At 54.2% G+C, this 12,503-nt stretch carries 9 protein-coding genes and 3 pseudogenes; 9 read left to right on the top strand and 3 right to left on the bottom strand.

The features are described 5' to 3' along the window. Positions 1-183 precede the first annotated feature (183 nt). Together RC74_RS01780 and RC74_RS23655 are read left to right on the top strand one after the other, a co-directional pair. Positions 184-1,130 (top strand): annotated as a pseudogene (locus tag RC74_RS01780) (lytic murein transglycosylase); the annotation flags it as partial. Between the two features lie 114 nt (positions 1,131-1,244). Beyond that, complete coding sequence (locus RC74_RS23655; protein ID WP_417935183.1) at positions 1,245-1,424, top strand: peptidoglycan-binding domain-containing protein; 180 nt, start codon at positions 1,245-1,247, stop codon at positions 1,422-1,424. A gap of 24 nt (positions 1,425-1,448) precedes the next feature. Here the strand turns inward: RC74_RS23655 and RC74_RS01775 are convergent, their stop codons facing one another. Beyond that, positions 1,449-2,297: a LysR substrate-binding domain-containing protein gene (locus tag RC74_RS01775; protein ID WP_039004502.1), complete on the bottom strand. Its 849-nt coding sequence runs from the start codon at positions 2,295-2,297 to the stop codon at positions 1,449-1,451. 113 nt (positions 2,298-2,410) lie between these two features. Between RC74_RS01775 and RC74_RS01770 the strand changes: the two genes are divergently transcribed. The 4 genes and pseudogenes from RC74_RS01770 (at position 2,411) to RC74_RS01755 (ending at position 5,459) form a co-directional block, all read left to right on the top strand. Next, positions 2,411-3,115, top strand: coding sequence for an SDR family oxidoreductase (locus RC74_RS01770; protein ID WP_039004501.1), 705 nt, complete (start codon positions 2,411-2,413; stop codon positions 3,113-3,115). Between the two features lie 127 nt (positions 3,116-3,242). After that, on the top strand, positions 3,243-3,947 hold the full coding sequence (locus RC74_RS01765) for an ABC transporter permease (RefSeq protein WP_039004500.1): 705 nt from the start codon (positions 3,243-3,245) through the stop codon (positions 3,945-3,947). Continuing rightward, on the top strand, positions 3,941-4,657 hold the full coding sequence (locus RC74_RS01760) for an ATP-binding cassette domain-containing protein (protein WP_039004499.1): 717 nt from the start codon (positions 3,941-3,943) through the stop codon (positions 4,655-4,657). Before RC74_RS01765 ends, RC74_RS01760 begins: the two co-directional genes overlap by 7 nt. Continuing rightward, positions 4,654-5,459: pseudogene (locus RC74_RS01755) on the top strand (ABC transporter substrate-binding protein). The gene RC74_RS01760 and the pseudogene RC74_RS01755 overlap by 4 nt, the downstream one beginning before the upstream one ends. 10 nt (positions 5,460-5,469) lie before the next feature. Here the strand turns inward: RC74_RS01755 and rhaI are convergent. Both rhaI and RC74_RS01745 read right to left on the bottom strand, forming a co-directional pair. After that, the gene (rhaI, locus tag RC74_RS01750) at positions 5,470-6,744 is read right to left on the bottom strand and encodes an L-rhamnose catabolism isomerase (protein ID WP_039004496.1); all 1,275 of its coding nucleotides are present in this window, start codon (positions 6,742-6,744) and stop codon (positions 5,470-5,472) included. Positions 6,745-6,756: 12 nt separating this feature from the next. Next, on the bottom strand, positions 6,757-8,859 hold the full coding sequence (locus tag RC74_RS01745) for a bifunctional rhamnulose-1-phosphate aldolase/short-chain dehydrogenase (RefSeq protein WP_039004495.1): 2,103 nt from the start codon (positions 8,857-8,859) through the stop codon (positions 6,757-6,759). A 189-nt stretch (positions 8,860-9,048) separates the two neighbouring features. Between RC74_RS01745 and RC74_RS01740 the strand changes: the two are divergent. The 3 genes and pseudogenes from RC74_RS01740 to RC74_RS01730 all read left to right on the top strand — a co-directional run bounded on the left by RC74_RS01740 (position 9,049) and on the right by RC74_RS01730 (position 12,502). Further along, positions 9,049-9,851 (top strand): annotated as a pseudogene (locus tag RC74_RS01740) (DeoR/GlpR family DNA-binding transcription regulator). A gap of 35 nt (positions 9,852-9,886) precedes the next feature. Continuing rightward, positions 9,887-10,882 (top strand): rhamnose ABC transporter substrate-binding protein, encoded by a 996-nt coding sequence (gene rhaS, locus RC74_RS01735; RefSeq protein WP_039004493.1) that lies wholly within the window; start codon positions 9,887-9,889, stop codon positions 10,880-10,882. Positions 10,883-10,966: 84 nt separating this feature from the next. Beyond that, positions 10,967-12,502, top strand: coding sequence for a sugar ABC transporter ATP-binding protein (locus RC74_RS01730; protein ID WP_039004492.1), 1,536 nt, complete (start codon positions 10,967-10,969; stop codon positions 12,500-12,502). The last annotated feature ends 1 nt before the right edge of the window (position 12,503 follow it).

Here is a 12,503-nt window from a genome sequence, read left to right as displayed (position 1 = left end):
ATTGTATTCTATTCAAACAGGATCACAAGGGCGGTATCCGCGGTTGATTGCCTGAAAGGTGTTTTGGAATGTTTCCGATTGAGCCAAGGTAGGTTCGCGTTTAACACACAGAGGCGCGGCAGTATTCTCTGTTGAATCTGAGTGAGAATTTATTTCTCAAAGACATTTCGGAAGGACCCTCGAATGAACATGACACGCAGATGGATTGTGAACGCGGGTTTGGCCGCGTTTTTGGCGGGCTGCTCATCAGGCGGTGGGCGTCGCGACGTTGGCGGCCTTGTTGAGGATCCGGGGCTGCGTCCTCAGGCCAACGCAGGGTACGACGCATGGGTCGCTTCCTTTCGCTCGCGGGCACAGGCGCAGGGAATCTCGCAAGCTACTCTCAACGCTGCGTTTCGCAATGCAGGCTTCCTGCCTGGGGTGGTTGAACGGGATGGAAACCAAACGGAATTTTCCCGCTCACTCGAAGATTATTTGGCCATTGTTGCCTCCAATGACAAAGTCATAGAGGGGCGCTCCAAGCTTCAGCAGCGTGCAAAGCTCTTCTCGGAAATTGAAGCGCGCTACGGCGTGCCCGGACAAACTACGGACGCGATTTGGGGAATGGAAAGTAACTATGGCGCGCGTCGTGGCGATATTTCGGTCGTCTCGGCAACATCGACCTTGGCCTTTGACGGTCGCAGGGGGTCTTTTTTGAGAAGCAACTTATCGCGGCTTTGCAAATCCTTCAGCGCGGCGATGTCGCCCCCGATAATCTGGTCGGAAGCTGGGCGGGCGCGATGGGCCACACACAATTTATCCCCACAACATTCGCCGCCTATGCTGTAGATTTTGAAGGCGACGGACGGCGCGACATTTGGTCTGACGACCCCACCGATGCCCTTGCTTCTGCGGCGGCATATCTTTCGGCATCTGGTTGGAAACGGGGGCAAATCTGGGGCCTTGAGGTCATTTTGCCATCAGGTTTCAATACATCCCTCGCAGGGCGTGGAAAGCGGAAGTCAGCATCAGAATGGGGCGCGCTTGGCGTCAAAGCTGCGCGTGGATCGATCCCAAATCACGGCGGGGCCGCGCTCTTGCTGCCCGCAGGTTCCACGGGACCGGCCTTTCTTGTGTTCCAAAACTTCGATGTCATCCTACGCTATAATAACTCGGTGAATTATGGCATCGGCGTTGGGTATTTGTCGGATCGGATTGCAGGCGCAGGCCCGTTGGTGACAAGCTTCCCGCCTGACAGCAACGGGATGACGATTGATGATCGCCGCAAACTACAGGAACGCTTGACCGCACGGGGGTTTGACACGGGCGGAAGTGATGGCGTCATTGGTCCCAAATCCCGCGACGCCATTCGGGATTATCAACGCAGCGTTGGCCTGTCGATGACGGGCGAACCGTCGTTAGAACTCCTCCGACGGCTCGGATAAAACTATGGCTAGCCGCCCCAAACTCTAGCGGGGCGGCAGAGCGCCCAAAAGCCAATCGCGCACCGCAACGCTCGCAGTTTTCTGCGCGGCGCACTTTAGCCAAACGAGGTAAAACCCAACGTTATCGCTGGCGGGGAGGGACCACAGCACCCGCTGGGCTTTGTCTGTCAAGTTGATGAAAATATGCGGGATAAGCGCAATACCTTGGCCGTTTTGAGCGGCATCCATCGCGAGCGCGGTCTGGTTGAATTGAAGAAAACGGCGCTCTGGTGCGATTTCTTCGGCATTAATCAGGGCATCCCAGTGTTTGTGGCTGTCCTGAATGAGGGTGTAGCGAGCGAAGTCTGATACGCTGGTAATCGGCTGATCATGGTGCCCTATTGCGACAAGGTTTAACGGGGCAAAGAGGGCCCAGTCGAGATTTTCGGCAAAGGGCGGCGCGCCTTGACGGATCGCCAAATCAATTCCGTCGTTCTTAAAATCAGCGAGGCCTTCCTCGGCGCGAATTTGCAGCTCTATTTCTGGGTGCGCCCACTCAAAATCGGGCAGGCGAGGCACCAACCATTTTGTCGCAAACGATGGCGGAACACTCAGTGTCATGCGCCGTCCGTCTGGTTTGAAAACGGCCGTTGCCGTGGTAATAATTGCCAGCGCTTGGTGGATTGATTTGTGATAGGCTTGGCCTTGTTTGGTAAGTTTTAAACCGCGCGGCAAGCGTTCAAAAAGCGGCTGCCCCAGATCCGTTTCCAATTGCCGAATCCGTTGTGCGACGGCCCCTTGCGTCAGATTTAACTCTTCAGCTGCGAGGCGGAAGTTCTGATGGCGCGCAGCGGCGTCAAACATTTGAAGGGTGTTGAGGTTGATGTTTCGCACTGTAGCTCCAACTACGCAGTAGATTTCCTACAGTCTGACGCGACAAGACATGATTGGTCAAGGGGTGTTTCTCAAGTGATACTCGGCGCAAATCAACAAATAGGACATGTACAATGACACACTCAAAAGTAGCCTTAATCACAGCAGGCGGTAGCGGCATCGGAGCGGACGCCGCGCGCCATTTGTCCCAGCAGGGGTTTCACGTCGGCATCCTGTCCTCCTCGGGAAAAGGCGAAGCCTTGGCGAATGAACTCGGCGGAGTCGGTGTCACAGGCTCCAATCTTGACGGCGATGCGCTTCAATCCTTAGTGGATCAAGCGATGGCCAAATGGGGCCGCATCGATGTTCTCATTAATTCCGCGGGGCACGGCCCAAAGGGACCCATTTTGGACATCAGTGACGAGGATTGGCACCTCGGGATGGAAGCGTATTTGATGAACGTCATTCGCCCAACGCGCCTTGTGACTCCGATTATGCAGGCCCAGAAAGCAGGCTCAATCATCAATATCTCAACCTATGCGGCGTTTGAGCCCGATCCGCTTTTCCCGACCTCCGGCGTTTTCCGTGCGGGTCTTGCCGCGTTCAGCAAGCTATTTTCCGACAAATACGCGGGCGATCAAGTGCGGATGAATAACGTGTTGCCAGGCTTCATCGACAGCCTCCCCGAAACCCAAGATCGCCGCGCGCGCATCCCAATGGGCCGCTATGGTTCGGTCAAAGAAGTCTCGGCCCTCATCGCCTATCTTGCGTCCGACGACTCTGCCTATACGACTGGACAAAACTTCCGGATTGATGGTGGGCTCACACGTTCAGTCTAAAGAAAATTCCCTTTGGGCGGATAATTTTCCTGCCCAAGGGTGGATATCGCTTTGAAACTGTCATTGAATGGGCGACAACGTTGAAAAACCCCCAGTATTTTGGGGAGTAGTAAGGTTGTAGTGACGCATGACGGAGATTTATGAAGGGTTGAAGGCGGCTTTGCTTTTGCTCATCACCTTTGACAAAGACCTAGTCGACATCACTCTGCGCTCGCTTCAAGTTTCGCTTAGCGCGACGCTTATTGCCTCCCTTATTGCTTTGCCGTTTGGCACGTGGCTTGCAATTCGTCGGTTTCGATTGCGGCGCACGGCGATCGCAATGTTGAACGCGCTTATGGGGCTCCCGCCCGTCGTGGTTGGCCTGTTTGTTTACTTGCTGTTCTCGCGATCGGGGCCGCTTGGGGTACTCGGATTGCTCTTTACGCCCACGGTGATGATCATCGCCCAAGTGATTATCATTGCGCCCCTTATTGCCTCCATTGCGCATCAAAGCATGCGCGAACTCTGGGCGGAATATCACGATCTTCTGATCTCGATGAACACATCCCCACGCCAGCGCGTCGCGACACTTTTGTGGGATGGGCGGCGCGCCTTGTTGACGGCCTCTCTTGCCGGATTTGGGCGTGCCATTGGCGAAGTCGGTGCGATCATCATTGTTGGCGGGAATATCGACCACGTCACGCGGGTTCTCACGACGGCAATTGCTTTGGAAACGGGGAAAGGCGATTTTGCGCTCGCAATGGGGCTTGGCTTCGTTTTGATCGGATTGGCCGTTGTGGTAAATCTTGCCATCCACGGGCTGACCCGCACCGAAAGGGAGGGGCGATGGTGACGTCTATTTTACCGTTGAACCTCAACGAGGCCGTGGTTTCGCGTAAGGGAAAACGCCTCATTGGTCCCGTGACACATGAAGTTTCTGGCCATGGGATCACGATAGTATTGGGGCCGAACGGCGCTGGAAAAACGACGTTTCTTCGCTTAATGCACGGGGTTGAGCGCGTATCACAGGGGAGCGTAAATTGGGCGCAACCTGTGGAGATCGCTGAAAACTCCCAATCCTTCGTCTTCCAAAGCCCGATCATGCTGCGTCGCAGTGTTGAGCAGAATCTTATGTATCCTCTCGATCTGTGTAAAACTCCGAAACCGGAGGCCAAGGAGCGCGCACGAGAATGGGCCTCGCGCATTGGATTACTCGCGAAACTGGATCAACAGGCACCGCGCCTGTCCGGTGGGGAAAAACAAAAGCTGGCCCTTGCCCGTGCGCTTATTCGGCGTCCAGAAGTGCTCTTTTTGGATGAACCCTGTGCTAGCCTAGATGGGCATGCGACACGCGAAATTGAAAAAATCCTTCTGGACACGGCCGCATCCGGCACGCGTATTCTGATGGCGACCCATGACTTGGGACAGTCACGCCGTCTAGCAACAGATGTCGTATTCATGTTGTCGGGGCGGATTCACGAAACAGGCCCAGCCGCGCAGTTCTATGCGACACCAAAACACACTGAAACCAAAATGTTTTTAAACGGAGATATTGTAGAATGAAACCCATCGTTTTTTCGGGACTCGCCCTCTTACTGACAACCAGCGCCGCATTTTCAGACAGCATGAAAATGGCTGTTACGACGTCATTTCACAACTCCGGCCTGTCCGATATTTTGCTGCCAGCGATCAAGGAAGATCTCGGCTTTGACGTAGAATTGCTCGTGGTTGGAACAGGGCAAGCCTTGCGTCTGGGCGAGGCGGGCGACGTGGATGCGATCCTTGTGCACTCCCGCGGTGCCGAGGAGAAATTCCTTGAGGATGGCTATGGCACACACCGCCGCGAAATCATGTACAACGATTTTGTTTTCATCGGACCCAAGGCAGACCCCGCCGAAATTTCCAAAGCAAAAGACGCGACCTCAGTGCTTGAAAACATTGCATCAACCGAGGCGGTTTTTGTGAGCCGAGGCGACGACAGTGGTACCCATAAAAAGGAACAATCCCTGTGGGAGAGTGCGGGTGTCGACCCAAAGGCTGGCGGCGATTGGTACCGCGAGCTTGGGTCTGGCATGGGGGCCACGCTAAATACGGCGGCGGGAATGGACGCCTATGTTATGTCAGATCGCGCGAGTTGGTTGAATTTTGGCAACAAAGCGGATCTTGAACTTCTGTTCGCGGGCGACCCCGCTTTATTCAATCAATACGCCTATATCCCCGTGAACCCCGAATTGCATCCACACGTCAAATCCGAGATGGTGGAAACATTGGAAGGGTGGCTCACGGGGAGCATGCGAAAATGTTGATCGATGGCTACACCATCAATGGCGAGACATTGTTTACCTTCAATGCCTCCCCAATGTGATCGCTTCTCTCTAGACGATACCGCCTCCCGCGCCACTCACTTGTGGACGTATTGCCGAGACTTGCGCGCGGTAGTTTGAGGCGCGGTAGGCGGCAACGGGATCGATTGCGCCTCCGGCCTCAAGGCGGGCCATTGCGAGGATGGGTTCAACATCGGTGCGGAAACCATGCTTAAGAGTTGTGGTTGCCATCAACGCGTCATTACTTTCTTGGAAGCCCTCAAGCACCGTTCGATCAACCAAAAGGGCCTGCGCATAGGCGCGCTGAACTTCGGTGGCAGAAACCATAAGGCTTTCGATTGGGTCCGTCACATTGTGGCTTTGATCAAGCATATGCATCGGGTTGAAGTCGGGATTGTTCTCCGCTTCGACCAACTCGTTGAACACAAGGAACAAACGGTAAGGATCAATGCTTCCCGTATCGAGATCATCATCGCCGTATTTGCTATCGTTGAAGTGAAAGCCGCCAAGTTTGCCAAATTGCGTCAGACGCGCGACAATCATCTCGATGTTCACGTTCGGCGCGTGGTGGCCAAGATCCACGAGGCATTTTGCTTTGTCGCCCATCTGTTGCGCTATCAAAAGGTTGGTACCCCAATCCTGAACGACAGTTGAGTAAAACGCGGGTTCGTACATTTTATGCTCGGTCAACAAGGTCCAGTCTTCGGGCAGCGCGTTATAGACCTGACGTGTGGCCTCAAGGTAGCGCTCAAATTGACGGGTGAAATTCGTCTGGCCGGGGAAGTTTGAACCATCGCCAACCCAGATCGTCAGGGCTTTGGACCCGATTTCACGTCCCAAGGCGATACAGGCGATGTTATGGTCAATGGCTTGTTGACGGGTGGCAGCATCGGTGTGCGAAAGCGAACCAAACTTATAGCTATACTGTTGATTTTCCTGATCCTGAAAGGTGTTGGAATTCATTGCGTCGAACGTCAGGCCAACTTCCTCGGCCTTGCTATTGAGGTCCGCTGCAGGCTGCGCATCCCACGGGAAATGCAACGAAACCGAGGGTGTGGCGCGGGTAAGTTGGTGGATGACGCCACAATCATCAAGCTTGTCGAAAATATCGCGTGGCTCGCCCGTTCCTGGGAATCGCGCAAAGCGGGTGCCGCCGGTGCCGACGCCCCAGCTCGGGACGGCCACGCCGTATTTCGCAACCTTGGATTTGATCGCTGCGATGTCAATTCCGCGCCGATCAAGGGCTTCGCCAAGGGCGTCGTAATCTGCCTTAAGCTTAGCGTTTGCAGCATCGTTTGCTTGGGCGATGATATCAGATTTGATCATAAATTCGCTCCTTTAGCGGGTGAAGGCTTGGACATTGCCAGCATCCACATTGATGATATTGCCCGTCGATTTGGACGAAAGGTCGGAGGCAAGGAAATACGCGGCTTCGGCGATATCCTCAGGCAATACAGAGCGTTTGAGCATGGAACGCTCGCGATACATTTCCTCAAGCCCGCTTTTGTCGGTGCCGTAAGTGTCTGCGCGTTGATCGAGCCAATCGCCTTGCCAGATTTTGGACCCTTTCAGAACCGCGTCTGGATTGACAACATTTACTCGAATGCCGCTTGGCGCGCCTTCCAGTGCCAAGCAGCGGGCGAGGTGAATTTCGGACGCTTTGGCCGTGCAATAGGCCGAGGCATTGGGCGAAGCGGCCAAGCCGTTCTTGGAGGCGACAAAGACAATCGCGCCCCCCATTTTCTGCACGTTGAACACGTTGAACGCTTCACGGCTCACAAGGAAATACCCCGTCGAAAGGATCGACATGTTCTTGTTCCAAAGCTCGAGCGTGGTTTCCTCAATTGGGGCCGAACTTGCGATTCCCGCGTTTGACACCAGAATATCCACGCCGCCAAATTCTGCCGCAACTGTGGAATAGGCGTCAATTACTGCGGCCTCCTCGGTCACGTTCATATTGACCGTGCGCACGACATCTTTTGAGTATCGCTCTGTGAGGATCTCGGCGGTTTCCGCTAAGGCTGCGTCGTCGATATCCGCCAGCATCACGCAAGCGCCTTCGCGCAAATACCGCTCCGCCGTGGCTGATCCGATGCCCCCCGCGCCACCCGTGACAAGGGCGACCCGTCCTGCCAGCGATTTCGGTTTAGGCATGCGTTGTAGTTTGGCTTCTTCGAGCAACCAATATTCGATGTCGAAGGCCTCTTGCTCGGGTAGGCCTTGGTACTCAGAAACCGCGTCCGCACCGCGCATTACGTTGATTGCATTGACGTAGAATTCGCCAGAAATCCGCGCCGTTGCCTTGTCTTTGGCGAAGGTGATCATGCCAACGCCAGGAACAAGATAGACCACCGCATTTGGATCGCGCAATGCAGGGCTGATGGCGTGTTTGCACCGTTCGTAATAGGCTTTGTAACCCTCGCGGTATTCTGTCACGGCAGCTTCCAGGCCAGCCAATGTTTTGTCGATGTCGGGGTTGGCGGGGTCAAAGTCGACCACAAGCGGGCAGATTTTTGTGCGCAGAAAATGGTCGGGGCAGGAGGTTCCAAGGGCGGCCAAACGCTCCATATCATTGGCGTTTACGAATTCCAAAACCGCATCATTGTCGGTGAAATGGCCGACCATATGCTGCTGGCCCGAGACCATGCCGCGAATGGCTGGCATTAAACGGGCCGCCGTTGCGCGGCGTTGATCCGCCTTGAGTCTCCTGTGTTTTTCGCCCCCAAAGGCAGCCTTGTCCGCGGTTTCCATGGCGAACCAATCCATCGCGGCTTGAATGATCTCAAGGGTCAGATCGTAACAATCCTGAGCGTCATCCGCCCATGTGAACAGCCCGTGACTCTCTAGAACCACGCCCTTTGCGTCAGGGTTTTTGGCGCAGAAATCCGAGAGCCAAAGGCCCAATTCATACCCAGGTTTTTTCCATGGCAACCAGCCGATGCTATCCCCAAAAACCTTCTGTGTCAGTGCTTTGCTGTCTTTGGCCGCGGCAATCGCGATGATTGCATCGGGATGCATATGATCGACGTGTTTCGCGGGGACATAGGCATGCAACGGTGTGTCGATGCTGGCCGCGCGCGGGTTCAGGTTGAACGTGCAATGCGGCAGGAGGCCGACCATTTCATCCTCAAACTCCACGCCGCGATAGATACCACGCAATGCATTCAGCTTTTCCATATAGAGAGTCGAAAACCCATCCATCTTGATTGAGCCAACATCGCCCCCAGAGCCCTTGACCCAAAGCACCTCGGTCATATCGCCTGTGAGCGGATCTTTTTGCATAACTTTCGCGGAAGTATTGCCGCCACCGTAATTGGTGATTCGTTTGTCCGACCCCAAAAGATTGGAGCGATAGAGCAGTTTTTCTGGCTCGGTCATCTTTGCGGAACGCTCCGCATCCCATTTGTTTTCAAGGCGTTGAAGGTCGGTGCTTTTGGTCATTGTTGTCTCCATGGACGACAGGAAAAGAGTTGATTAACTGAGGGTAATCTGACGGGAAGTAGCACTTAGGTCAATCACTTTTAGTCATAATCAATCATGCTGCAATGCGGAATGATTGATTATGATAATTAATGATTGACAATTAGTCGCGACTCGCCGAACGTTAGAGCAACCCAAAGGGGAAGAAGTATGCACGAGAAAGACCGTCACCGCGTTATCCTATCCGCCGTTCAAGATCGGTCATTGCTGACCGTTGTTGATCTGTGCGCCTTGACGGGAGCCTCTGAGGCAACCGTACGTCGGGACATCAATACACTCGATGAACAAAAGCGTTTGCGCCGTGTACGGGGCGGGGCCGAAGCTCTAACTGCGGCTCCCTTTGTGGGTCTTTCTGGTCGTCCCTATTCCGTGAATGAAACGATGAACAACGCGGCCAAACAAGCAATCGCGGCCGCGGCGGTAGATCTTTGCGAAGACGGAGAACCCATCATCATTAACGGGGGAACAACCACGTTTCAGATGGTGCACCCCCTAGCGTCACGGCGGATGCAGGTCTTTACCAACTCCTTCTTCATTGCGGAACATTTGCTAAAGAATTCGCGCAACACGGTGATGCTTTCGGGGGAATAATCTACCGTGAGCAAAACATCGTTTTGTCGCCTTTTGACAACGACGTGACACGTAATTTTTATGCGCGCCGTATGTTTATGGGGGCGCAGGGCATCGGCCCACTCGGTTTGATGGAGCAAGACCCCTTGCTTATCCAAGCTGAACAAAAACTGATCGGACAGGCGGACGAATTGATCGTTCTGGTCGATAGTTCCAAATTCGCAAACCGTTCCAGCCTTGTGCTTTGCCCGCTGAAACGGATCGATACTCTTATCACAGACGACGGCATCGACGACCGCACGGCGGCGATGTTGGAGGCGGCGGATGTGACACTAATCGTCGTGCCCTCGGGGACGGCGCAAAAAGAAGGGGTGGCTTCATAGCTTGCCCAATTCAACCACTCTTAAGGGAGGAAACCATGAGTGTACTTAAGAAACTAGCTGCTTCGGCGGTTATTGTCTCAGCAATGTTCGCAAGCCCCGTAATGGCTGCGGAAAATGTTCGAATCGCACTGGTCGTCAAGGCGCTCGGCATCGGCTTTTTCGAAGCTGCCGCAGAAGGCGCTCAAGAGGCCGCCGACGAGCTTGGCAATGTCGAGATCATCTATACGGGTCCAACAGACACAACCGCCGAAGGCCAAATTGAGGTCATTAATGCGTTGATCGCGCAGAATGTTGACGCGATTGCAATCTCTGCGAACGATACTGACGCCCTTGTGCCTGCATTAAAGCGCGCCATGGACCGTGGAATCACCGTCATCAGCTGGGATTCCGGCGTGGCAGCAGAGGGGCGTCAATTGCACCTCAACCCTTCCTCGAACCCGTTGATCGGCAATATGATCATCAAACTCGCCGCGGATCACTTGCCTGATGGCGGTGAAGTTGCCTTGCTTTCGGCCACAACAACTTCGACCAACCAGAATATCTGGATGGAAGAGATGAACAAAGTTATGGGCGACTATCCGGGCATCGAAGTTGTTGCTACGGTTTACGGCGATGACCTTGCTGATAAATCCTACCGCGAGGCCACAGGTCTTATGCAATCCTATCCTGACCTTGACGCAATCATTGCGCCAACATCTGTTGGCATCGTTGCAGCCGCACAAGCTGTGGTTGATGCAGGCAAAGTTGGCCAAGTGAACGTAACCGGCCTTGGCTTGCCGTCGGAAATGGCCGGAGCCATCGAAAGCGGTGCGTCGCAATCCTTCGCGATTTGGAACCCAATCGATCTGGGCTATTCCGCAACAATGTTGGCCTATGAGTTGAGCCAAAATGGTGTTGTCGCTGCTCCCGGCGCGGAAATCCCGATGGGCCGCATGGGCAATTTGACACTTGATGACGCCAACGAAGGCGCGATGGCTGATCCGTTTGTTTACGACGCCAGCAACATCGAAGCATTCAAGTCGATCTTCTAAGATTGCTTGCATAATCTGGTCTGGCGCGGGTGTCCTGCGCCGGGCCCTTTCAAAAACCCCCTTCATTTCCGAAAGAGTGTCGACATGACAGAGCGTGCAGCACCAGCCAATACGCCCGTTGTCTCAATGGATGCGATCACCAAAACCTTTCCGGGCGTGAAAGCATTGGATCAGGTCACCCTTGATCTTTATCCGGGTCAAGTGACTGCTCTTGTTGGGGAAAACGGCGCTGGAAAATCCACGACCGTCAAGATTTTGACAGGTATTTATCCGCCAGACGGCGGCACAATCCGCATCAATGGTGAACCGATTTCCTTCAGCAGCCCAAACGCGGCGTCCGGCGCTGGCATTACGGCGATCCACCAAGAAACCGTGTTGTTTGATGAGTTGTCCGTGGCAGAAAACATCTTCATCGGCCACGCACCGCGCACAAAACTTGGCCTGATCGACAAGGCCGAAATGCAACGTGCGGCGCAAATACTCCTCGACGAAATCGGCGCACCTTTCAGCACCAATGCACAACTGCGAGACCTCGGAATTGCGAGCAAACACCTTGTGGCCATCGCCCGTGCTCTTTCTGTTGACGCGCGTGTTGTGATTATGGACGAACCCACAGCGGCCCTCTCTCATAAAGAGATTGAGGAGTTGTATGAGCTGGTTGAAACGCTCAAATCCCAAGGTAAAGCGATCCTGTTTATCAGCCACAAATTTGATGAAATTTTCCGCATTGCCGACCGCTACACCGTATTTCGTGACGGGACATTTGTGGGCGACGGACTGATCTCTGACATCGACGAAAATGCGCTGGTCAAAATGATGGTTGGTCGCCCTGTGGAACAGATTTTTCCTGACCGTAAACACGATGTCGGCGAGGAAGTTTTGCAGGTGGTTGGATATGCGCATCCAACGGAATTTGACGATATCGGTTTCTCCCTCAAGCGTGGCGAAATTCTTGGGTTCTACGGGCTTGTGGGGGCAGGGCGCTCGGAGTTTATGCAGTCGCTGTTCGGTATTACAAAACCCACCAAGGGTGTGTGCAAAATCAATGGCAAAATTCGCGTCATCCGCTCGCCTGCGGATGCGGTCGCCAACGGGATCGTTTATGTGCCCGAAGATCGCGGCAAACAGGGCGCAGTGATAGGCCTGCCAATTTTCCAAAACATCACGTTACCGTCGCTCAAACGCACTTCACGAAATGGCTTTTTGCAACTCGCCGAGGAATTCAAACTGGCACGTGAATATGCAGAACGGCTCGATCTGCGGGCGGCCTCACTGGATCAAGACGTGGGTAATCTCTCTGGCGGGAACCAACAAAAGGTGGTCATTGCGAAATGGCTCGCCACTCAGCCACAGGTCATCATCCTTGATGAACCCACCAAAGGTATCGACATCGGGTCAAAAGCGGCGGTGCATGAATTCATGGCGGAATTGGCCTCGCAGGGACTTTCCGTTATTTTGGTCAGTTCCGAAATCCCAGAAGTGATTGGCATGTCCGACCGTGTGATCGTAATGCGCGACGGGCTGATTGCGACGGAACTTTCTGGTGATGACTTGCGCCCTGAAACACTCGTACGTCATGCCGCTGGCATCTCTCCGGCACCCCAAAATCAGGAGGCATAGG

The organism is Falsihalocynthiibacter arcticus, from assembly GCF_000812665.2.
Taxonomy (GTDB): domain Bacteria; phylum Pseudomonadota; class Alphaproteobacteria; order Rhodobacterales; family Rhodobacteraceae; genus Falsihalocynthiibacter; species Falsihalocynthiibacter arcticus.
This window is presented reverse-complemented; position numbering and strand designations above follow the sequence as displayed.